At 71.5% G+C, this 22175-nt stretch carries 20 protein-coding genes; 12 read left to right on the forward strand and 8 right to left on the reverse strand.

What is annotated here, in order from left to right; translation table 11 throughout:
• The first annotated feature begins 58 nt into the window (after positions 1-58).
• Positions 59-877, forward strand: a complete 819-nt coding sequence (locus tag ACZ6TB_RS22035; protein ID WP_465556410.1) for a polysaccharide deacetylase family protein — start codon at positions 59-61, stop codon at positions 875-877.
• A gap of 17 nt (positions 878-894) precedes the next feature.
• Here ACZ6TB_RS22035 and ACZ6TB_RS22040 read toward each other — a convergent pair whose 3' ends face one another.
• The gene (locus ACZ6TB_RS22040; RefSeq protein WP_020515641.1) at positions 895-1260 is read right to left on the reverse strand and encodes a DUF3499 domain-containing protein; all 366 of its coding nucleotides are present in this window, start codon (positions 1258-1260) and stop codon (positions 895-897) included.
• A 294-nt stretch (positions 1261-1554) separates the two neighbouring features.
• Between ACZ6TB_RS22040 and ACZ6TB_RS22045 the strand changes: the two genes are divergently transcribed.
• On the forward strand, positions 1555-1920 hold the full coding sequence (locus tag ACZ6TB_RS22045; RefSeq protein WP_184999260.1) for a metallopeptidase family protein: 366 nt from the start codon (positions 1555-1557) through the stop codon (positions 1918-1920).
• 6 nt (positions 1921-1926) lie between these two features.
• On the opposite strand, the gene ACZ6TB_RS22050 is transcribed toward ACZ6TB_RS22045, so the two are convergent.
• On the reverse strand, positions 1927-2184 hold the full coding sequence (locus ACZ6TB_RS22050; RefSeq protein WP_043522029.1) for a WhiB family transcriptional regulator: 258 nt from the start codon (positions 2182-2184) through the stop codon (positions 1927-1929).
• A 714-nt stretch (positions 2185-2898) separates the two neighbouring features.
• Positions 2899-3738, reverse strand: a complete 840-nt coding sequence (locus ACZ6TB_RS22055) for an SDR family oxidoreductase (protein ID WP_465556411.1) — start codon at positions 3736-3738, stop codon at positions 2899-2901.
• 85 nt (positions 3739-3823) lie between these two features.
• Here ACZ6TB_RS22055 and ACZ6TB_RS22060 point away from each other — a divergent pair, with 85 nt between their 5' ends.
• A complete protein-coding gene (locus tag ACZ6TB_RS22060; RefSeq protein WP_465556412.1) occupies positions 3824-4573 on the forward strand; it encodes a TetR/AcrR family transcriptional regulator in 750 nt (249 codons plus the stop codon).
• 89 nt (positions 4574-4662) lie between these two features.
• On the opposite strand, the gene ACZ6TB_RS22065 is transcribed toward ACZ6TB_RS22060, so the two are convergent.
• Together ACZ6TB_RS22065 and ACZ6TB_RS22070 are read right to left on the reverse strand one after the other, a co-directional pair.
• Positions 4663-7170 carry a bifunctional FO biosynthesis protein CofGH gene (locus ACZ6TB_RS22065; RefSeq protein ID WP_465556413.1) on the reverse strand — a complete coding sequence of 836 codons (2508 nt, stop codon included), beginning with the start codon at positions 7168-7170 and terminating at the stop codon, positions 4663-4665.
• 152 nt (positions 7171-7322) lie between these two features.
• Entirely contained in the window at positions 7323-8324 is a 1002-nt protein-coding gene (locus ACZ6TB_RS22070; RefSeq protein ID WP_465556414.1) for a hypothetical protein, read from the reverse strand.
• A gap of 113 nt (positions 8325-8437) precedes the next feature.
• On the opposite strand from ACZ6TB_RS22070, the gene cofD reads away from it, so the two are divergent.
• The 3 genes from cofD to ACZ6TB_RS22085 all read left to right on the forward strand — a co-directional run bounded on the left by cofD (position 8438) and on the right by ACZ6TB_RS22085 (position 11095).
• Positions 8438-9394: a 2-phospho-L-lactate transferase gene (cofD, locus tag ACZ6TB_RS22075; RefSeq protein WP_465556415.1), complete on the forward strand. Its 957-nt coding sequence runs from the start codon at positions 8438-8440 to the stop codon at positions 9392-9394.
• Positions 9391-10461: a coenzyme F420-0:L-glutamate ligase gene (locus tag ACZ6TB_RS22080; RefSeq protein WP_465556416.1), complete on the forward strand. Its 1071-nt coding sequence runs from the start codon at positions 9391-9393 to the stop codon at positions 10459-10461. Before cofD ends, ACZ6TB_RS22080 begins: the two co-directional genes overlap by 4 nt.
• Positions 10462-10534: 73 nt before the next feature.
• Entirely contained in the window at positions 10535-11095 is a 561-nt protein-coding gene (locus ACZ6TB_RS22085) for an NUDIX hydrolase (RefSeq protein WP_465556417.1), read from the forward strand.
• Between the two features lie 204 nt (positions 11096-11299).
• On the opposite strand, the gene ACZ6TB_RS22090 is transcribed toward ACZ6TB_RS22085, so the two are convergent.
• Positions 11300-12817 carry a hypothetical protein gene (locus ACZ6TB_RS22090; protein ID WP_465556418.1) on the reverse strand — a complete coding sequence of 506 codons (1518 nt, stop codon included), beginning with the start codon at positions 12815-12817 and terminating at the stop codon, positions 11300-11302.
• A 337-nt stretch (positions 12818-13154) separates the two neighbouring features.
• On the opposite strand from ACZ6TB_RS22090, the gene ACZ6TB_RS22095 reads away from it, so the two are divergent.
• On the forward strand, positions 13155-15092 hold the full coding sequence (locus tag ACZ6TB_RS22095; RefSeq protein ID WP_465556419.1) for an acetoacetate--CoA ligase: 1938 nt from the start codon (positions 13155-13157) through the stop codon (positions 15090-15092).
• On the opposite strand, the gene ACZ6TB_RS22100 is transcribed toward ACZ6TB_RS22095, so the two are convergent.
• Positions 15070-15789 (reverse strand): TIGR03089 family protein, encoded by a 720-nt coding sequence (locus ACZ6TB_RS22100; protein WP_465556420.1) that lies wholly within the window; start codon positions 15787-15789, stop codon positions 15070-15072. The two genes, ACZ6TB_RS22095 and ACZ6TB_RS22100, sit on opposite strands and share 23 nt — an antisense overlap.
• 160 nt (positions 15790-15949) lie before the next feature.
• Between ACZ6TB_RS22100 and ACZ6TB_RS22105 the strand changes: the two genes are divergently transcribed.
• The 5 genes from ACZ6TB_RS22105 (at position 15950) to ACZ6TB_RS22125 (ending at position 21758) form a co-directional block, all read left to right on the forward strand.
• Positions 15950-17098: a glycosyltransferase family 4 protein gene (locus ACZ6TB_RS22105; protein ID WP_465556421.1), complete on the forward strand. Its 1149-nt coding sequence runs from the start codon at positions 15950-15952 to the stop codon at positions 17096-17098.
• A gap of 19 nt (positions 17099-17117) precedes the next feature.
• A complete protein-coding gene (locus ACZ6TB_RS22110) occupies positions 17118-18233 on the forward strand; it encodes a mannose-1-phosphate guanylyltransferase (protein ID WP_465556422.1) in 1116 nt (371 codons plus the stop codon).
• 88 nt (positions 18234-18321) lie between these two features.
• Positions 18322-18951: a transcriptional repressor LexA gene (gene lexA / locus ACZ6TB_RS22115; protein WP_465556423.1), complete on the forward strand. Its 630-nt coding sequence runs from the start codon at positions 18322-18324 to the stop codon at positions 18949-18951.
• A gap of 41 nt (positions 18952-18992) precedes the next feature.
• Positions 18993-20195: an MFS transporter gene (locus tag ACZ6TB_RS22120; protein ID WP_465556424.1), complete on the forward strand. Its 1203-nt coding sequence runs from the start codon at positions 18993-18995 to the stop codon at positions 20193-20195.
• 69 nt (positions 20196-20264) lie between these two features.
• Entirely contained in the window at positions 20265-21758 is a 1494-nt protein-coding gene (locus ACZ6TB_RS22125; protein ID WP_465556425.1) for a substrate-binding domain-containing protein, read from the forward strand.
• On the opposite strand, the gene ACZ6TB_RS22130 is transcribed toward ACZ6TB_RS22125, so the two are convergent.
• Positions 21743-22171 (reverse strand): NUDIX hydrolase, encoded by a 429-nt coding sequence (locus ACZ6TB_RS22130; protein WP_465556426.1) that lies wholly within the window; start codon positions 22169-22171, stop codon positions 21743-21745. The two genes, ACZ6TB_RS22125 and ACZ6TB_RS22130, sit on opposite strands and share 16 nt — an antisense overlap.
• Positions 22172-22175 lie beyond the last annotated feature (4 nt).

Raw genomic sequence — 22175 nt, forward strand, 5'->3', positions numbered from 1 at the left:
CCTGATGCGGGCAGTCTCGTTCGAGCCGACGCCTTTCGATCCACCTGGGGAGGTTTTGATGCGGTTGTCGCGCTCCAACAAGCTGGTGCTCTTCGGCATCGCGATGGTCCTCGTGGCCGTGGCCGGGCGCGCCGCGGCGGACACGACGCCTCCATCGACGACGAAGGCCGCGCCGGCCGTCAGCGCGCCCGCCAAGCCGAAGGCCAAGGTCAAGGCCAAGGCCAAACCGAAGGCCAAGCCTGCGGTGAAGAAGGCGGTCGCGCACAAACCGATCGGCCCGGGCGGCAGCCGGATGATCACCGGCGGCAAAGCCGTGGCGCTGACCTTCGACGACGGGCCCGATCCGGTGCAGACGCCGGCCCTGCTCAAGCTGCTGAAGCAGCAGAAAGTACACGCGACGTTCTGCCTGATCGGCAAGAACGTGCACAAGCACCCCGAGCTGGTACGGCAGATCGTGGCGGGCGGGCACACGCTGTGCAACCACACGTGGAGTCACGACCTGAGGCTCGGCAAGAAGCCGGCCGCCGCCATCAAGGCCGACCTCGCGCGTACGAACGCCGAGATCCGGAAGGCCGCGCCGAACGCAAAGATCAAGTTTTTCCGGGCGCCCGGCGGCAACTTCACGCCCGGCGTCGTCTCGACCGCGAGATCGATGGGGATGTCGTCGCTCTACTGGCGGGTCGACCCGCGCGACTGGGAGCACCCCAAGGGCGAGACGCCGGCGCAGCATCGGGCGCGGGTCATCCAGCGGATCGAGCGCAACACGCACGACGGGGCGATCGTGCTGTCACACGACTACGCGCAGCCGGAGACGATCGCGGCGTATCGGACGCTTCTGCCCTGGCTCAAGAAGCGCCACCACCTGATCGGCCTCTAGCGGGCCGTCCGTGGGCCTCAGTGCGTTGGCGGGATCACTCGTAGGTGGCCGCGGCGGCCGGTCTGGTGGCCGGGGAGGTCCTGCTCGTCGGTGCGCGGCGGAGGCGCCGGCGGCCGGGCCGCCTCACGGACGGCATCCGCGAGCGCGACCAGGTCGTCGGTGGTGGGGGGCGGGGGCGCGAAATCTCCGTCGTGCCGCACGAGCTCCCAGCCTCGGGGGGCGGTGAGGCTGCGCGCATGCGGCTCGCACAGGTCGTACGTGTGTGGCTCGGCGAACGCCGCGAGGGGGCCGACGACGGCCGTCGAGTCGCTGTAGACGTAGGTCAGTGTGGCGACCGCCTGTCGGGGACAGCCGTTCCGGGAGCAGCGCCGTGGGGACCTCACGGCGGCACGTTATCGCCCCGCGGGCTCGCGCGGGGGCCGATGCCTCGCGACACGCCGACCCGCCGCGCATCACGATTCGGGCATGGTCGGGCAGACACGCCGCCCCGTTGGGACGAATCTCCCTCCGGACACGCGGCGAAATGTGGCTGTCACCGAGTACCGCCTGCGGAGGACTAGGCTTGCCGGGTGACCACGAGCCCCGAACGCAGCCGGAGCGACCGGGCGGCCCGCAAGGCCGGCCCCGGGCACCCGGCCCGCCGCGATCGGCACGGGCGCGGTCTGCGCGGGCGTCTGGTGCCGGCCACCGTCCCGCTCGCCCGCACGAAGGCCGAGATCTTCGACGACCTGGTCCTCGACACGGTCGAGAGCCTCGAGCGGCGCTACGCGAAAGAGCTGGCCGGCGTCGAGTTCGCGGTCGAGGACGTTCCGCCCGATCTCAACGTGTACGACTCCGACGTGCTCGAGGACGGCGAGGTGCCGCTGGCCCGGTTGCTGCCCGGGCGGCCCGGCCGGCAGGAGCTTCCCCCTCGGATCGTGCTCTACCGGCGGCCGCTGGAGTTCCGGGCGATGGACCGCGAAGACCTCGCCGACCTCGTCCACGATGTGATCATCGAGCAGGTAGCCAACCTGCTCGGGGTGGATCCCGACGAACTGTCCTAGGTTTCGCTAGGCCACGCGTCGCTTCAGCTTGCGGCGCTCACGCTCGGACAGTCCACCCCAGATGCCGAAGCGTTCGTCGTGCCCCAACGCGTACTCCAGGCACTCGGTCTTCACGTCACAGCGCCCGCAGATCCGCTTCGCCTCGCGGGTCGATCCGCCCTTCTCCGGAAAAAAGGCCTCCGGATCGGTCTGCGAACACAGCGCCCGCTCCTGCCACTCGGGCGCGTCCCCGAGCAGGTCTACCCCTTCAACCTGCGCTTCCATCGGCGTGCCTCCCAATTTCCGCGCCGGCATCACTGCCGGCGCTGACCCCCCACGCACGCGGCGTGTTTTTTGCGGGCCGGAACCGCCGCACCGCGACTGAGCGCAGCCTTCCTACCCACAACCCCACCGAAATTACACGCGTGTAAGACGTGCGTCGTCAAGCCGAACCTGATAAATAGGCCCGTTTCCCCGGCGCGCCTTCGGCGCGTCGTGGTCCCGTTCCTGCCCTATCTCTCAGGAGCCGCACAGGGTTACGCCGCGCTGGCGCGTCGCGTCCAATTTAACCCGATTTGTGACCTTGATGCGCAGTTCGGGGAGGGTCCTGCTTTTTCGGCCCGGGGAGATGGGCCGAACGGGGGTCGTGCCGGGCCTTGTGGATGAAGCGCCGAAGTTGTCGTAGGCGGCTGTTTTACTCACCCCCACCCGAGAGGGCGGGGGCCGGATGATCGCGGCGGGCGGCGGGCGGCGGGCGGCGGGCGGCGGACGGCGGACGGCGGACGGCGGACGGCGGACGGCGAGCCGCGGCTGGCGAGCCGAGGGCTGCGGCCGGGCTGCGGGCGGGCGGGGCGCGGGCTGCGGCGGGCGGGCCGGCTGCGGGCTGCGGGCGGGCTAGCTGCGGGCTGCGGGCTGCGGGCTGCGGGCTGATCATCACGGCGCGCAGCAGGAGGGCAGGGCCCGAATGATCACGGCGGGCGGCGAGAGCGGAACCCGCTCCTACAGGGCGTCACCCGCACCGCGTGGCTCGCGACCGAGAAGCCGGCCGAGCAACGGGTCAACCCCGGCGAAGAACCCGCCCCGCGCCGCCCGGTAGAAGCCCAGCAGGAAGCCCGTCATGCTCTCCGGCTGCCCGGCGGCGGCCCGCGCGGCGATCCAGTCCTCCTCGTCCATCGGCTGATACCGGATGGTCCGCCCCGACAGCTTGGATGCGACCTCGGCGAGCTCGGCGAAGGTCGGCGCCGCGGGGGCGGTGATGGTCACTGGGCCGTCGTACGCGCCCGGCTCGGTGACGATGACGGCGGCGGCTTCGGCGGCGTCCTCGCGAGCGGTCCAGGACACCGGTCCGTCGCCGGGCACGGCGATCACCCCGGTCTCCCGCCACGGGCCGGCCAGCCACCGGAGGCTGTGGGCGTAGAAGCCGTTGCGCAGCGAGGTCCACGGGATCCCGGAGTCGGCCAGGAGCCGCTCGGTGGCGAAGTGGTGCCGGCCGGGGACGAACGGGTTGTCGGCCGCGGCGGCCTGGTGACTCGTGTAGAGGATGCGTTTCGCGCCGGCCGTCACCGCGGCGTCGACCGCCGCGCGGTGCAGGGCGACCGCGTCCGCGGCCGGGTCGTTCGAGGAGACGAGCAGCAGCTGGTCGGCGCCGTCGAACGCCGCCGGCAGGGAGCCGGGGTCGGCGTAGTCGCCGCGCCGGACCTCGACGCCGCGCTCGGCGAAGCGCCGGGCCTTCGCGGTGTCGCGCGCGACCACCGCGATCTCGCCGGCGGGCATGCGTTCGAGCAGGTGGTCGACGGTCGCGCCGTTGAGGGCGCCGGTCGCTCCGGTCACGATAATCATTGCTACGCCTTTCGCGTTATCAACGGAAACAGCTCCACCGTAGCGCCGGTAACCAGTGATAGCAAGTGAGTGTTATCGTCGGTACGTGAGCGACGTGACCAAGAGCCGGGCCGGCACCCGGGCGGCGATCGTCGACGCCGCCGCGGGGCTGTTGCGCGAGAGTGGGCCCGGCGCGGTGACGACCCGGGGCGTCGCCGAGCGGGCCGGCGTTCAGGCGCCGACCATCTATCGCCTGTTCGGCGACAAGGACGGCCTGCTCGAGGCCGTGGCCGAGCACGTCATGGCCACGTTCGTCTCGGACAAGGTCGCGGGCGTGGCGGCGGCCGCGGCGGCGGCGGTCGATCCCCTCGACGATCTGCGCTCGAGCTGGCGCAAGCAGATCGAGTTCGGTCTCGCCAACCCGGCCGTGTTCCGTCTGCTGAGCGATCCGGAGCGCGTCGCCGGCTCGCCGGCCGCCCGCCTGGGCCGGCAGGTGCTGGAGACCCGCGTCCATCGGCTGGCGGCGGCCGGGCGGCTCCGGGTCACCGAGCCACGCGCGGTCGACCTCATCCAGGCCGCCGGCGTCGGGACGATCCAGATCTTGCTGGCGACGCCGCCGGAGCGGCGGGATCCCGCCCTGGCCGACGCGATGATGGAGGCCGTCCTGGGCCGCATCCTCACCGACGCCCCGGCCGGGGCGTCGGACGGGCCGTTCGCGGCGGCTGTCGCCCTCCGGGCATTCGCACCGCAGCTGGGCGCGCTCAGCGACCCCGAACGCCGCCTGCTGGTCGAATGGCTCGACCGCGTCACCGAGGCGCGAGCGAGCCCAGCGACACCTAGGCCCAGCGACGCCTAACCCCAGCGACACCGAAAAGCCGGGCGGGCCCCAGCGACGCACGCCGAGAGCCGGGCAGGCCGAGCGACGCCGAAAAGCCGGCCCGACCCCTAGCGACGCCCGTAAACCGTCGTGCGCTCCACCGCCGGGCGCCCCGCGGCGGCGGCCAGCTCCTTCAGCTCGGCGACCGTGCGGGCCGAGCCGTGCTCGGAGCCGGCCATCCGCGAGATCGTCTCCTCCATCAGCGTGCCGCCGAGGTCGTTGCAGCCGCCGTTGAGCATGAGCCGGGTGCCCTCGTCGCCGAGCTTGACCCAGGAGCACTGGATGTTGTCGATGCGGCCGTGCAGCAGGATGCGAGCCATCGCGTGGACGACCCGGTTCTCCCGCCAGGTCGGGCCCGGGCGGGCGATCCCGGCCAGGTAGATCGGCGCGTTGGTGTGGATGAACGGCAGGGCCACGAACTCGGTGAAGCCGCCCGTCTCGTCCTGCACGCCGGCCAGCACCCGGAAGTGGCCCAGCCACTGACGCGGGTGGTCGACATGCCCGTACATCATGGTGGAGCTGGACCGGATGCCCACCTGATGGGCCGCGGTCACCACCTCGACCCACGTGCTCGCCGGCAGTTTGCCCTTGGTCAGCACCCAGCGCACGTCGTCGTCGAGGATCTCGGCGGCGGTCCCGGGAATCGTGTCCAGCCCCGCCGAGCGCAGTTCCGTCAGCCACTCCCGGATCGGCACGCCGGCCTTCGAGGCGCCGGTGACGATCTCCATCGGCGAGTACGCGTGGACGTGCATCCCGGGAACCCGCTGCTTCACGGCTCGGACCAGGTCCGCGTACGCCGTCACCGGCATCTTGGGATCGATGCCGCCCTGCATGCAGACCTCGGAGGCGCCGTCCCGCCAGGCCTGCTCGGCACGGTCGGCGACCTGGTCGACGCTCAGCCGATAGGCGTCGGCGTCCTGCTCGCGCTGGGCGAAGGCGCAGAACCGGCAGCCCACGTAGCAGACGTTGGTGAAGTTGATGTTCCGGTTGACGACGTACGTGATGTCCTCGCCGTTGACCTCCTTGCGCAGGTCGTCGGCGATGCGGGCGAGCTCGTCGAGGGCCGAGCCGTCGGCGTTGAACAGCGCCATCGCCTTGTCCTCATTTTTCGGGACAAGAAGGGCAGCGGGGTTCTCGGCGGCGAGCTTCAGGCCGGCCAAGACATCCGTCGGTGTCGTCTTTGACGAGGCCGACTTCACATGCGCGGCCACCTCGGTCCAGTCGCCGTAGACGTCGTCGAAATCAGAACGGCGATCGGACGTACGGCCGGAGGTGTCGATGCTGGCGAACAGATCGGTGCGACCGGTGCCGAACGCGTCATCGGGCTCCTGCCAGGGCTTACCGGCCGGGATCGCGTCCTCGTTGGCCAGGCCGTCCTCGCCGGCCAGCGCCGCCACGTGGGCCGCGAGGCGGGGATCGAGCCAGCCCTCGGCGGCTCGTTTGACGTACTCCGGATAGATCGTGAGTCGCTCCCGGAGCTCAAAGCCCGCCTCCGCCGATTTTTCGCGCAGAAGCGCGATCTGCGGCCACGGGCGCTCGGGGTTCACGTGATCGGGGGTGACCGGCGAGACGCCGCCCCAGTCGTCGATGCCGGCCCTGATGAGCAGCGCGAACTCGGCGTCGATCAGGTTGGGTGGGGCCTGGATGCGCGCCCGCGGGCCCATGATGACGCGGGAGACCGCGACGGTGGCCGCCAGCTCGCGCAGCTCGGCGTCGGGCATGCCGCGCATCGCGGTGTCGGGCTTGGCCCGGAAGTTCTGGATGATCACTTCCTGGACGTGGCCGAACTCGCGGGCCGTCCGCCGCATCGCGAAGATCGCGTCGACGCGCTCGGCCCGGGTCTCGCCGATCCCGATCAGGATGCCGGTGGTGAAGGGCACGCCCACCCGCCCGGCGTCGTCGAGGACCCGCAGCCGTACGGCCGGCTCCTTGTCCGGCGAGCCGAAATGCGGGCCGCCCGGCTCGGACCACAGACGGGTCGCCGTGGTCTCCAGCATCATGCCCATGCTCGGCGCCACCGGCTTGAGGCGCTGGAGGTCGGCCCAACTCAGCACGCCCGGGTTGAGGTGCGGCAGCAGGCCGGTCTCCTCGAGGACCGCGATCGCGCAGGCGCGCACGTAGTCGAGGGTGGAGTCGTAGCCGCGCTCGTCGAGCCACTGCCGGGCCGCCGGCCAGCGCTCCTCGGGGCGGTCGCCGAGCGTGAAGAGGGCCTCCTTGCAGCCCTGCGCGGCGCCCTGGCGGGCGATCTCGAGGACCTCGTCGCGCTCGAGGAACGCGGCCGGGAGGCGGTGCGGCACGGTCGCGAACGTGCAGTAGTGGCACCGGTCGCGACAGAGCCGGGTGAGCGGGATGAAGACCTTTTTCGAGTACGTGACGACGCCCGCCCGGCCCGCCTCGCGCAGTCCCGCGTCCCGGATGCCGCCGGCGATCGCGAGCAGCTCGTCGAGCCGGTCGTCGGTGGCGGCCAGCAGCGCGACGGCCTCCTCGGCGTTGATCGCCTTGCCATCGGCGGCGCGTCGCAGCGCCCGGCGGATGCTCGCGTCGGTCGGAACCGGTTCCTCGTTGACCTCAACCACGCAGTGCAGCCTAGGCCGGAAAGTCACCGGGTGCGCCGGTCGTGCTCGGGTGCGCGCAGTGGAATAGGACACGGCCCGCCTTTCCACCGCGTGGCTCGGCCGCCGCGCTGCCTCGGCGGCGCGGCGGCCTCGCTCGGCCGATCAGCTGGGCGTCAGCTGCGCGGCGGGTCCTCGGCCGCCGGGCCGAAGCCGGGGCGGTCGTCGATCGTCTGGGTGCGATCGTCGAACTTCTGGGTGCGGTCGTCGGTCGGCGCCGGGTCGGTGTGCGGGACGACCTGGGTGGGGTCGGTCATCGCCGGGGCGCCCGAGGCGGGCACACCCGAGGCGGGCACGCCCGAGGTCGGCGCCGCCTGGTACGGGCCCTGCGGCACGGGCTGGGTCGGCGCGTTGCCGGCCGGCATCGACATCGGGGCCTGGTTCCACGACGGCGGCGGGGCCGGCTGGCCGTACACGCCCGGGCCGTAGTTCTGCTGCTGCGGCGGCGGGCCGGCCGGCGGCTGCTGCGCCGGGTAGCCACCACCGGGCGGCGGCTGCTGCGGCGGGTAGCCACCACCGGCGGGCGGCGGGAAGCCCGGCTGCCCCGGGGGCGGGCCGTAGCCCGGCTGACCGGGGTAGGTGCCGGGCTGGTTGTACGACGGCTGGCCGTACGTGCCCGGCGGCGGCTTGGGCTTCGCCGTGTAGAACATGTTGCGCCAGATCAGGAACGTCCCGTAGGCCGCGACCGCGAAGACGGCCAGCCAGGCCACCCGGGCCAGCAGGCCCTCGAACGCGCTGCGGGCGCCGTTGTTGCTCGCCTGGTTGATCAGGCCGATCAGCACGCCGAAGAGCAGGCCGAAGACGGCCATCACCGCGTACTCGATCACCGCGGCCAGGACGATCAGGTTGGCCTTGGGGTGCCGCGGCTGGATCATCAGCGACAACAGCACGGCGGCGATCGGGAAGGTGATCGTCTCCAGGTTGATGAAGTTGCCGAAGCTGCCCTGCGTGCGGTAGCCGAACTGGTTGGCCCCGTCCGGAATCAGGTCGATGAGCGCCAAGAACAGGAACACGGCGGTCGCCCCGACCAGGGCATACGCGGCGAGATCGCGTAGCGGGCGAAGGAACTGGCCGGCCGATTTGCCCTCGCCCGGCGCGGGCTGCGGTTGGCTGGTCACTGGTTCTCCCTGACGGATGGTGGGTGAGGTCGGCCCAGCGTAGACCGCCTTCGCATGTGTCGCCGGTTACCCAGGCCCAGGTTCTGTCGTACCCGTGCGGGAGGATGAACGACATGCGGATCGTGGTCCTCACCGGTGGCATCGGCGGCGCCAAGTTCCTCGTCGGTGTGCGCGCCCATGCCCGTGCCATCGGCGCCGACGTGACGGCGGTGGTGAACGTAGGCGATGACGTGCGCATGCACGGCCTGCAGATCTGCCCCGATCTCGACAGCGTGATGTACACGCTGGGCGGCGCGCACGACCCCGAGCGGGGCTGGGGGCGCGTCGGCGAGAGCTGGGTGGTCAAGGAGGAGCTGACCGCGTACGGCGTGGAGCCGACCTGGTTCGGCCTGGGCGACAAGGACACGGCAACCCATCTCGTGCGTACGCAGATGCTCGCCGCCGGTTATCCCCTGTCCCAGGTCACCGCCGCCCTGTGTGAGCGCTGGAAACCCGGGCTCACGATGCTGCCGGCCACCGACGACCGCCTCGAGACGCACGTGGTGGTCGACGTCGACGGCGAGCGCAAGGCCATCCACTTCCAGGAGTGGTGGGTCCGCTACCGCGGTGACGTGCCCACGCACCGGTTCGTCTTCGTCGGCGCCGACGCGGCCAAGCCGGCCCCCGGGGTCGTCGACGCGATCGCCGCGGCCGACGTGGTGCTGCTCGCCCCGAGCAACCCCGTGGTCAGCATCGCGCCGATCCTCGCGGTCGACCCGATCCGCGAGGCGGTCACGGGCGGTCCGGCGCCGGTCGTCGGCGTCTCCCCGATCATCGGCGACTCCCCGATCCGCGGCATGGCCGACAAGTGCCTGGCCACGGTCGGCGCCGAGGTGAGCGCGGCCGGGGTCGGCCGGCTGTACGGCGCCCGCGGCGACGGCGGCCTGCTCGACGGCTGGCTGGTCGACACCACCGACGAGGGCGCCTCGGTGCCCGGGGTGCCGACCCGGGCCGTGCCGCTCTGGATGACGTCCGAGGAGAAAACGGCGCGGATGGTCGCCGACGCGCTGGCCCTGGCCGGTGTCGCATGATTCCCGACAGCCTCGAGATCCTTCCGGTGCGCGGCATCGGCGACGTCACGGCCGGCGACGACCTGGTCGAGCTGATCGCCACCGCCGCGCCCTGGCTCACCGACGGCGACGTGCTCGTGGTGACCAGCAAGATCGTGTCGAAGGCCGAGGGCCGCCTCGTCGAGGTGCCGGCCGACGGCCCCGAGCGCGACGCGGCCCGGGCCGCGACCCTGGTCGCCGAGACCCGCCGGGTGGTCGCCCGCCGCGGACCGACCACGATCGTGCAGACCCACCACGGTTTCGTGATGGCCGCGGCCGGCATCGACGCGTCCAACGTCGACAAGACCCACCTCGTGCTGCTCCCCGCCGACTCCGACGCCTCGGCGCGCCGGCTGCGCGACGGCTTCCACGCGCGCGGTCTCGACGTGGCGATCGTCGTCTCCGACACGATGGGCCGGGCCTGGCGCAACGGCCTGACCGACGTGGCGCTGGGCGCGGCCGGCATCGCGGCGTTCCGCGACCATCGGGGCGAGACCGACCCGTACGGCAACGAGCTCCAGCTCACCCAGATGGCGGTGATCGACGAGCTGGCCGCCGCGGGCGAGCTGGTAAAGGGCAAATGCGACCAGGTGCCGGTGGCGGTGGTCCGCGGCCTCTCCCCCGCCGCGCCGCCCGCCCCCGACCCCGGCGCCACGGTCCTGCTGCGCGACGCCGCCAGCGACATGTTCAGCCTGGGCACCGCCGAGGCCCGCGCCGCCGGCCTGCGCGACGCCGCCCGCCTGCCCGACGAGGCCCGCCTGCCCGGCGTCCCGGTCGATCCCGAGGCCGTGCAGCGCGCGATCGCCGCGGTCGCCGACGTCCTGGGCCGCACGACGACGGTGAGCCCGGCCGAGGTCCTCCCGCACAACGACGCCACGGCCGCCCTGCACGTGACGTCGCTCGAGCGGGGGCCCGAGGGTCTGATGCGCCTGGGCGCCGACGCGCACCGGTTGCGGGCCGCGCTGGCGGCCGAGGGCATTCTCAGCATCGCGCTCCCCCACGAGGACGGCATCCGGCTCGACCTCTCCGCCCCGCAGGCCGCCCCGTGAGCGCCCGCCGCGCCGGCCGTCTCCGGCGGGTGAGCGTCGAGGCGATGCGGGTCCGGCACAGCGGGGGCGGGCGATGAGCGCGGAGCTGCATGCCGACGCCGTGCGGGTGCTCGGCGAGTGGCGGGCCACGACCGAGGAGGGCGACCTCGCGCGAAAGCGGGCGCTCGAGCTTCTCGGCGACGGCCCGGTGGCGATGAGTCGCGCTCACCGGGCCGGGCACGTCACGGCGAGCGCGCTGGTGGTCGACGGGGACGGGCGCGTACTGCTCTGCCTGCACGGGCGCCTCGGCAAGTGGATGCAGCTCGGCGGCCACTGCGAGCCGGGCGACACGACGCTGGCGGCCGCGGCGCTGCGCGAGGCGACCGAGGAGTCGGGCATCGCCGCGCTGACGATCGACCCCGAGCCGATCGACGTGGACGTCCACGACGTCCGCTGCGGCGCCGGCGATGGCTCCGCGGCCGGCCCATCGACCCACTACGACGTGCGCTTCCTGGTGCACTGCCCGGCCGGCGCCACCGAGCAGATCAGCGACGAGTCGGCGGCGCTGGAGTGGTTCCGGCCCGACGCACTGCCGTCGCCGCTCGCCTCGGCCACCGCCCGGCAGATCCCACCCGCACTACGCCGGCTCGCCTGACCCGCCGGCTCACCCTCCGACAGGACGCGCCTCACCCGGCTCGCCTTGCACCCGGCTCGCCTTGCACCCGGCTCGCCCTGCACCCGGCTCGCCCTGCACCCGGCTCGCCCTGCACCCGGCTCGCCCTGCACCCGGCTCGCCCTGCGCGGGCCAGCTCTCCCCCGGCTCGCCCTGCGCGGTTCGCTGTCCGCCGGCCGGGGCTGATCAGCTCTCGTCGTCGGTGGGGCGGCGCTGGGCGGGGATTTCCGCCTCCGGGGGGCGTTCCATCTTCATCACGGTCATCGAGCGCTTCCCGGAATCTTCCTCGGCCGGGCGGCGGCGGTGGGGCGGGATGATCGGGCTGGTTGGGTCCTCGGCGAAGTTGGGAGCCTCGGCGTCGGCGATCGAGACGGGCGGCGCCTCGTCCCGGGGCGCGGCCGGGCGTAGCTCGATCACCTCGCTTCGGGTGGCGGGGGACGGCACCAGCGTCGGGCGGATCACCTGGGTGCGCTCGTCGTCGACGGTCTTGCCGGCCAGGCGGATCACCTGGGTCTCGTCGCCGCCTACGTCGCCGGTTGCTCGGTTGCTGAGGTCACGGGTGGTGCGCTCGCCCGGCATGGCGCCCGGTGAACGGGCCGGGAACTGCAGGACCTGGGTCCGCTCGCCGGTGTCGAGGGACGGGAACGGCACGACCTGGCTGCGCTCCTCGACCGGGAGCCGGACCACCTGGGTGCGCTCGGCGGCGTCGCCGACCGGCAGGCGGACCACTTGCGTACGCTCGGCCGCGTCACCGACCGGGAGCCGGACCACCTGGGTCCGCTCGGCCGCGTCACCGAGCGGAAGCCGCACCACCTGAGTCCGATCCTCGGGCTCGACGACCTCGGTCTCGTCCTCGTCGGAATCCTCGGAATCCTCGGCTTCATCGGAATCACCAGAATCGCCGGAATCGCCGAGATCTACGGGCTCCTCCTCGGCCTCGACCACGGGCCGGAGAATCAGCAGGGCCACCGGCTCGTCCTCGACCAGAGCGTCGATCGGCTCCTCGTCGGCGACCACCTCGGTCGGCTCCTCATCGGCGACCACTTCCGTCGGTTCCTCATCAGAAGACGACGGCGACGACGACGACGAGGGCGAGGAGGAGGAGGGCGACGACGCCAGCGGAACCGTCGACTCGTCGGGCAAACCCATCAGCACATTCAGCGAAGTCACCCGGCGCAGGACCGTGGTCGGGTCGGCGTCGAGCGACCCGATCACCGCCGTCTCGGTCGCGGCCAGCGGCACCCCGACGGCGGGAGCGGCGCCCCGCACCCGGCCGATCTGACCGATGATGGGCAGCACCGGCGGCTCGTACCGGGCCCACCTCCGGGCGCTCAACGCCGTACAGATCAAGGGAACCGCAAGGATCGCCGCCAAGCCGTAGCCGGGCCGGGAAAGATCGAATCCGTCCTTGGCCACCGCGTGTGGCCAGACGTCGGCGTAAGCCGACGGCGACATCAGCGCCCATGCCGAGATCGCGAGGTAGACCAGGCCGGCGAGCAGCGGACCGGCCGGGGAGAACGGGCCGAGCACGAGGATTCCGTACGCCGCGCCGGCCAGCAGCAGAAGCAGGAGCCCGGTGAAATTTTCCACGGCGAAACCGTCGCGGCCCCGAGCGGTCAGGTCCCCGGTGAGTCCCACGCCGGTCAGCACCCAGGCTGCCGGCGCCAGGACGAGTGCGTAGAAGATCGACCTGATGTGGCGCAACGCTGTCTCCCCGGGTGGCTCTCTCTCCAGGACGCTACCCGCGGCAAGCAAGTCGGCCGCGGGACGAAACGTAGCCGTCATGACCTACCGCACCAGGACAGACGCCAGATCGGCTCGTCCGCGCGGGCACAGTTCGTGAACGAACAGCCAGGGCGGCGGCCCGGCGCACCGGCGGCGGTCGATGTGGGCGGCCACCCCCGAAACGCCCCGCCTGTGTTGCCCGAAGACATAGCCGCCCGGCGGCGCGTGAGCGAGGCTCTGATCCGGCGGGAGCACCGCCGGGCCCGCCGCGCCGCGATCCAGAAGGCCCGGGCTGAACCTTAGTTAAGGTGTGTGCATGACGGGCACAGTGTTGTGGGAGCCGCCGGCGGACGTCCTGTCGACCACGAGGATCGGCGACTACCTGCGCTGGCTGCGAGGCCAAGGGCACGATTTCGCGACTTATGCCGAATTGTGGGACTGGTCCGTCACCGACCTCACCGGGTTCTGGCAGTCGATCTGGGACTACTTCGAGGTCATCGGCCATAGTGCGCCGACCGCCGTGCTGGCCGAGGCGACCATGCCCGGCGCGAAATGGTTCCCGGGCGCCACCCTCAACTACGCCGAGCATGTCCTGCGCATGCCCGGGATCGGTGCGGACGACGCGGTCGTCATCGCGTACTCGCAATCTCGTGAGCCGATCACGCTGACCGCGCGGCAGCTGCGTGACCAGGTGCGGCGCGTGCGTGCCGGGCTGAAGGCCCGCGGCGTCGGCAAGGGTGACCGGGTCGCGGCCTATGCGCCGAACATCCCGGAGACCTACGTGCTGATGCTCGCCACCACGAGCCTCGGCGCGGTCTTCTCGTCGTGCGCGCCCGAGTTCGGCAGCCGCAGCGTGATCGACCGCTGGAGCCAGATCGAGCCCAAGGTGCTGGTCGCGGTCGACGGTTACCGCTACGGCGACAAAGCCATCTCCCGTACGGATGAGATCGCCGCGATCCGCAGCGCCATCCCGTCGATCTCGTCCGTCGTGACGATCGGTTACCTGGATTCCGCGGCCGGTGACTGGGAGTCCCTGACCGGCGATGACGCTATGGAGTTCGAGGCCGTCCCGTTCGACCACCCGCTGTACGTGCTCTACAGCTCGGGGACGACCGGCCTGCCGAAGCCGATCGTGCACGGGCACGGCGGCATCCTCCTCGAGCACCTCAAGATCCTGGCGCTGCACCACGACCTCGGCCCCGGCGACCGGTTCTTCTGGTTCACCACGACCGGGTGGATGATGTGGAACTTCCTGGTCAGCGGGCCGGCCGTGGGCGCGTCCATCGTGTTCTTCGACGGCAATCCCGGCTTCCCCGACATGTCCGCCCTGTGGGACTTGGTCGACTCAGCGGAAATTTCGTACTTCGGCACCTCGGCGCCGTTCCTGATGGCCTGCCGCAAGGCCGGGCTGAAGCCCGACAAGCCGGGCCTCAAGGCGATCGGCTCGACCGGCGCGCCACTGCCGGCCGAGGGCTTCGACTGGGTGTACGAGGCGGTCGGCAGCCGGCTGCAGCTGCAGTCCCTGTCCGGCGGCACCGACGTGTGCACCGGATTCGTCGGCGCCTCGCCGCTGCACCCGGTGATCGAGGGCGTGATCGCCTGCCGCTGCCTGGGCGCGAAGGTCGAGGCGTACGACCCGGCCGGCCGCCCGGTGATCGACCAGCTGGGCGAGCTGGTGATCACGGCGCCGATGCCGAGCATGCCGGTCGGCTTCTGGAACGACCCCGACGGCCGCCGGTACCGCGAGGCCTACTTCGACGTCTTCCCCGGCGTCTGGCGCCACGGCGACTGGATCACGATCGCCGCCGACGGCACGAGCGTCATCACCGGCCGCTCCGACGCGACCCTGAACCGGGGCGGCGTACGCCTGGGCACCGCCGAGTTCTATTCGGTGGTGGAAAGCCTGCCGCAGATCGCCGATTCGGTCGTGGTGCATCTGGAGCGACCCGACGACCCCAATGGCGAGCTGTTGCTGTTCGTCGTGGTGGCCGACGGCGGCGACCTCACCGACGAGCTGACCGCCCACATCCGGCGCGAACTGCGAACGGCCCTGTCCCCGCGCCACATTCCGGACGAGATCTATCAGGTACGCGCGGTGCCCCGAACCCTCTCGGCGAAAAAGCTCGAGGTCCCGGTGAAGCGCATCCTGACCGGCACGCCGGTGGAATCGGCCGCGGCCAAGGGCGCGCTCGCCAATCCGGAGTCGCTCACCGCTTTCGAGGAGCTGGCGGCTAAGCGGTCAACGCGAGAGTGACCTTTTCCGCGGTGGTGCGGGCGTCCAGCTTCGCGGCATTCAGGTTGGCGCAGAGCACCACCGAGGCGCCGACCGCGAGCGGGGCGAAAAGCCAATCCATCGGCTCCGGATAAACGCGCGTGTCGACCAATACCCGGTCACCGGCGGTAAGGCCCAGCTCGGCCGCCCGCTCGGTCGCCGTGCGCAACACGGCCAGGTGACTCAGCTCCACCGGGCCGGCCAGCGCCAGGGCATCCCGATCGATCGGCGCGCCCCGGAAATGGTCGCCGTGGTTGCGCACTTCTGTCACATAGTCGACAAAACCCGGGGGCACCTCGCGCAGCGGCATCGCCAGCGGGAGCAGGCCCGTCGCGAAGCGGTCGGCGGCCGGCCAGTCGTCGCCCGCGCCGGGCGTCGTGAACAGGGCATCCACCGCGGCCGGGCGGCCGGGCAGGGCGACCGCGAGGCCGGCCGCCGACGCGCCGAGAACGATCGCGGCGGACTGCCAGTGCGGCGGCAGCACGACCGCGGCCGTGTCGCCGGGGCCCAGACCGAGGCCGTCGACCAACAAGTTCGCGGTCTTGGAGACCCAGTTGTCCAAGGTCGCGCCGGAGAGCTCGGTCCGGTCGCCGGAGGCGTCGTCGTACCAGGTCAGCAGCGGGGCCGACGGGTCGCGCGCGACTGTGGCGGCGAAGGCCTGCGGGATCGTCGTATGCACCGCACCAACGATAATCGCGTCACGGTGTGTAACCGTTCCTGAACGGGCGATGAGTTCCGGGAAACGGTTCGAATCAGGCGGTGTCGCGGTCACATCTCCGATGCATTCCGGGCGTAGGCTTGCGAGTGGTCTGAATTACAACCTCTTTGGGAGTTGCCTCGTGACCGCCGGTCGCCCCCCGCGAGTGCTCGTCGACGCCACCAGCGTCCCCGCTGATCGGGGAGGCGTCGGCCGATACGTCGACGGCCTTCTCGGCGCCCTCGGCCGGATGGATCCGGAACGGGTCGATCTCGCCGTCGTGGCCCAGCGTTCGGATGCGGAGCGTTACAGCCGCATGCTCGGTGACGCCGAGGTCATCGCCGGCCCGGCCGCCGTGGCCCACCGGCCCGCCCGTCTCGCCTGGGAGCAGACCGGCCTGCCGCTGCTCGCCCAGCAGGTCGGCGCCAAGGTGCTGCACTCGCCGTTCTACACGTGCCCGCTGCGGGCCGGCTGCCCGGTGACGGTGACCGTCCACGACGCCACCTTCTTCACCGAGCCCGAGCACTACGACAACACCAAGCGCACGTTCTTCCGCAGCGCGATCAAGACGTCGCTGCGCCGGGCCGCCCGGGTGATCGTGCCGAGCAAGGCCACCCGCGACGAGCTGATCCGCCTGCTCGACGCCGACCCGACCCGCATCGACGTGGCCTATCACGGCGTCGACCAGGTCGCGTTCCACGCGCCGGCCGACGACGAGAAGGCCCGCGTCCGGGCCCGTCTCGGCCTCGGCGACTCCGGCTACGTCGCCTTCCTCGGCGCCAAGGAGCCGCGGAAGAACGTGCCCAACCTGATCCGCGGCTGGGCCCGCGCGGTGGCCGACTGGCCGCACCCGCCGGCGCTCGTGCTGGCCGGCGGCCAGGGTCACGACGACGAGATCGATCGCGCCGTCGCCGAGGTCCCGTCGCACCTGCGCCTGCTGCGCCCGGGCTACCTGCGCTACGCCGACCTGCCCGGCTTCCTCGGCGGCGCGCTGGTCGCCTGCTACCCGTCCTTCGGCGAGGGCTTCGGCCTGCCGATCCTCGAGGCCATGGCCTGCGCCACGCCGGTGCTGACGACCCCGCGACTGTCCCTGCCCGAGGTGGGCGGCGACGCGGTGGCGTACACAACGGAGGATCCCGACCGCATCGCGTCCGATCTGGCCGATCTGCTGCACGACGAGCAGCGCCGGCTGACCCTGGCCAAGGCCGGCTTCGACCGCGCCAAGGAGTTCACCTGGGCGTCCAGCGCCGACGTGCATGTCACGACCTGGAGACGAGTCGCCGCAGCTTGAGCCACTACACTCTGTGCGCATGACTGAGCCTTGGGGTTCGCTGTACGGCGTGGTGCTGGCCGGCGGAACCGGAACGCGTCTCTGGCCGCTCTCGCGGGCCGGCCACCCTAAGTTCCTGCACCCGCTGACCGGCACCGACGCGTCGCTGTTGCAGGACACAGTCGACCGTCTCGACAAGCTGGTCCCCTCCGAGCGGGTCCTCGTGGTCACCGGCGTGGCGCACGCCGCCGCGGTGTCGCGCCAGCTCAGCCAGGTCCCCGACGACAACGTCCTGATCGAGCCGTCCCCGCGCGACTCGTGCGCGGCGATCGCCCTGGCCGCCGCCGTGATCGCCCGGCGCGACCCGGAAGCGATCATGGGCTCGTTCGCCTCCGACCACCTGATCGCGGACAAGACGCAGTTCACCGAGATCATCCGGCAGGCGACGGCGGGCGCGCAGCAGGGCCTGCTGATGACGCTGGGCATCACCCCGACCCGGCCCGAGACCGGCTACGGCTACCTGGAGTGCGGCGCCGCTGTCGGCGACGGCCCGGTGCTGGCGGTCGAGGAGTTCAAGGAGAAGCCCTCGTACGACGTTGCCGAAAGTTACGTGAAATCCGGCAACTACCTGTGGAACGCCGGCATGTTCGTGTGGCGGGTCGACGTCTTCCTGGCCGAGCTCTCCCGCCAGCAGCCGCAGCTCGCGGCGGGCATCTCGCGGATCTCCCAGGCCTGGGAGTCGCCGGCTCGCGAGGAGGTGCTCGGCGAGGTCTGGCCGACGCTCCCGCGCATCTCGGTCGACTACGCGGTGATGGAGGGCGCGGCCACGGTCGGCCGGGTCGGCACGGTGCCGGGCGACTTCGGCTGGAACGACGTCGGCGACTTCCACACGCTCGGTGAGGTGCTCGCCTCCGACCACTCCGGCAACGTGGTGGTCGGCCGGTCCGCCGAGGACAAGGGCGGCGTGCTGCTGCGCGAGACCGAGGGCCTGGTCGTGGTGCCCACGCCGGGCCGGCTGGTCGCCGCCATGGGCGTGCGTGATCTGGTCATCGTGGACACGCCGGACGCGGTGCTGGTCTGCCCGCGGGACCGCGCGCAAGAGGTCAAGCAGCTCGTCGACCAGCTCAAGGATGCCGGCGAGCTCGGCTACATCTGACGGCTCTCCAGGAAAGACGGGTTCTCCAAGAAAAGCCTGTCCGCATTCGATTAGTACAAATGATCGAGAAATGTAGTATCGTCACCGCATGGCTTCCCCATCGCCGGAGCTCACCAAACGTCAGCGACAGATCCTCACCATGATCCGCGACTGGTCCGACCGGCACGGCTATCCGCCCACCATGCGCGAGATCGCGGCCGCCGTCGGGCTGGCCTCACCCTCGTCGGTCGCCCATCAGCTCACCGTGCTCGAGGAGCGCGGCCATCTGCGGCGCGACGCGCGGGGCTCGCGCGCCGTCGCGCTCCTGCGCGACACCGCGGAAAAGACGGACGAGACACATTCCGATGACGTACGCGTCCCGCTGCTCGGCGCGATCGCGGCCGGCACGCCGATCCTCGCCGACGAGCAGGTCGAGGACGAGTTGACGATGCCGCTCAGCATGGTGGGCCGGGGCACGCTGTTCGCCCTGCGGGTCAAGGGCGACTCGATGGTCGAGGCCGCGATCTGCGACGGCGACGTGGTCGTGGTGCGCCAGCAGCCGACCGCCGAGAACGGCGACATCGTGGCCGCGATGATCGAGGGCGAGGCGACCGTGAAGGTCTTCCGCCGCACCGGTCACCAGATCGACCTGGTGCCCCGCAACCCGGCGTACGACGTGATCCCCGGCAACCACGCCGTGATCCTCGGCAAGGTCGTGACGGTCATGCGCCGCCTGTAACTCACTTGCAAACCGTACGTACGTCTTGTTGAATCGCCGGTATGAGCCGGCGAACGATCCGGGTGCTCTCCGTTGCCACGCTCGTCAACGCGTTCGGCAACGGGGCCTACCTGGCCACGAGCGTGACCTACCTGACCCACGTCGCCGGGCTGTCGCCGGCCGCGATGGCCGTCGGCCTCAGCGCGGGCGCCGCGGCCGGGATCGTGGCGATGACCCCGCTCGGCTACGTCGCCGACCGGTACGGCCCGAAGCGCCTCCAGATCCTGGCGTTGCTGATCCTCGCGGTGGCCTACGCGGCCCTGCTCGCCGTGCGCACGCCGCTCGCCTTCGCGGCGCTGAGCTGCGTGATCGCGGTGGCCATGGCGTTGTCGAAGGGCGCGAACGGCGCCCTGGCGGCGGGCGCGGTCCCGGCCGACGAGCGACTGCGGGCGCGGGCCTTCCTGCGGTCGGCGACGAACGCCGGCATCGGGCTGGGCACCCTCGCCGGGAGCGTTCCGCTGATCGTGCACACCGCCGGCGCGTACGCGTGGGTGCTGTTCCTGAATGTCGGATCGTTCCTGGTTGCCGCCGCGCTGATCACGCGCGTGCCCGACGTCGCCGCTCAGCCGAAACCGGACGGGCCACGCCTGGTCGCCCTGCGTGACCGGCCGTTCCTCGCCTTCGCCACCCTCGATGGGCTGCTGACCAGCGCCTTCAATGATCTGATCAGCATCGGGCTGCCGCTCTGGCTCGCCGCCGGCACGCACGCTCCGCTGTGGCTGATCTCGGCGGCGCTGGTGGTCAACACGGCCGGTTGCGTGCTGTTGCAGGTGCGGGCGGCGCGCGGCATCGACGGTGTGCCCGCCGGCGCCCGGATCGCCCGGCACGGCGCCGCGCTCATCGCCGTGGCGTGCGTGATCTTCGGGCTGACCGCGGGGCTGCCGACGTGGACGGTCGGCGCGCTCGTGCTGATCGCCGCCGTCGTGCACGTGCTCGGCGAGCTCTGGTTGTCCACCGGCAGCTGGGCGATCGTCTTCGGGCTGGCGCCGGAGTCGGCGCAGGGCCAGTACCAGGGCACCTACTTCGCGGGGCGGCAGGTCGGCGACATGATCTCGCCGCCGCTGATCACCTTCTGCGTGCTCGGCCTGCACACGGCGGGCTGGTTCGTGCTGGCCGCGCTGTTCGTGGCGGGCGGGTTCGCGTACCGGCCGATCGTGATGCGAAAGGCCGGCGAGGCCCGGAAAGCGCTCGTGAACGTTGCCTGAATCCTCGGCTCATCGATCGGCCAAGCGCCGCGGCGGATCGATAATTGGATCATAGAATTCCTGTGGAGCGTGGCGCTGGCGACCCTCGGTGTGGTCGTTCCGGGGATCGCCGCCTTTTACGAGTTCGTCCTCAAGGGACGCAAGCGGCTCGGTTATCGGGTCCAGATGGACACGACCGCCACCAACGTGGTGGAGACCGACGATCCCGGCGTTTTCGACCAGCTGCGGGACCCGCTCGTCGACCCGACCCTGGTGCTGTTGCGCATCGAGAACAACGGCCAGACCCATATCGACGAGGACGATTACGCGGTCCTGCACGACAAGAAGGCCGGCGTCACGGTGAGCTTTCCCGGGCGCAAGGTCGTGGGAATGGTCGTCACCGAGCTCAGCGACGACGGAATGCGCTCGTCCTTCGAGGACGGCGCCGGGCTCGCGGTCAAACGCGACCGGATTCTGCTGCCCAAGGTGCCGATGAATCGCGGCGCGCATTACAAGGTGCTGGCCGCGCTCGACACCGATTCCGTGAAGATGGAGTTCTATCCGGCGCCCAAGGTCGCCTGCACGATCAAGGGCGGCGTCGGCGGGGGCAAAATTCAAGAGACCCGCAGCCGTACGGGTACGCCGAAGCGCGCCATCGCGTTGATCGGTTTCCTGGTGGCGATCGTCGTCGCCCAGCTCGTCGTCTTCACCCAGAGCAACAACGGCGCGCCGCTGGACTGCGCCTCCGGCCACCTCAACGTGACCGGCTCGACGGCGTTCGCGCCGATCGCCCGCGAGGCGGCGAAGTCCTATCAGGATCTCTGCCCCGACGCCCGGTTCAGCTTCGACATGCGCGGCAGCGGCGAGGGCCTGCAGTTCCTCGACGAGGCCGGCCGCGAGGGCGACGCCGCCGGTCAACTGACGTTCGCGGACGGCGAGAAGCCCGACGGCATGCCCTCGCTGCTGCCGCGGCCGATCTCGTTCTTCCTGTTCACGCTGGTCGTCAACGCGGACGCGGGAGTGGCCGACCTGACCTCCGATCAGATCGCCCGGATCTACGCCGGGAAGGTCCTCAGCTGGAAGGAACTCGGCGGCGCGGACCTCCCGATCCGGTTGATCAGCCGGAATCCCGGGTCCGGGACGCGGGCCGCCTTCCAGCGCCGGGTGCTCGGCGGGGTGCGCGAGCCCGGGACCAACTCCGACGACTGCCGTAACCGGGACCCGGGCTCGCCGCCGGGCGTGGTGCGCTGCGCGCGTGACTCGACCGACGCGGTGCTACGGACAGTGGCGACGATCCCCGGTGCGCTGGGTTACGCCGAGCTCGGGGCGGCCTCCGGCCACCAGGACCTGCTGCCGGTGCACATCGACGGCCACCCGGCGACCGTGACCGACGCCGACCACGGGACCTACCCGTTCTGGGAGACGGAGTTCGGCTACACCTACGACTCGCCGGCCGCGAACTCGCTGGCCGCCAGCTTCCTGCGCTACCTGACCAACCAGGTGGGCGCCGACATCATCCGCTCACACGGCGACCGCCCGTGCGGCGAGCTGGCCAACCCGCAGCTCTGTCACCCGATTCCCTGAAGCAGGCCGGCCAGTCCGGCCGGGTAGAGCGGGCGATCGGCCCCGAAGCCGCTCAACGGCCGCCACAGCACCTTGGTCCCGGCGTCGTCCAGCACCTCGCCGACGACGTCGCGCGCGTAGAACGACGGGTCGGCGAGCCGGCAGCCGAAGATGAACGCGATCTCGTGCCCGTACCGGCCCATGCCGTGAAAGATGTTCTCCAGCACGCCGAGCCGTTCGACGTCGACCAGCTCCGCACCGAGCTCCTCGCGAAGCTCCCGCTCGAGCGCCGCCGAAGCGGTCTCGCCGAACTCGATGCCGCCGCCGAGGGGGCGGTAGAACGTCTGGTCCTTGGTCGGGTCGTAGTACTCGAACACCAGCAGGTCGTCGCCCCGGCGGGGCACGGCCAGCGCAATGGGCCGGATTGCGGGCATCGCC

This window comes from Actinoplanes sp. NPDC051537, assembly GCF_055586105.1.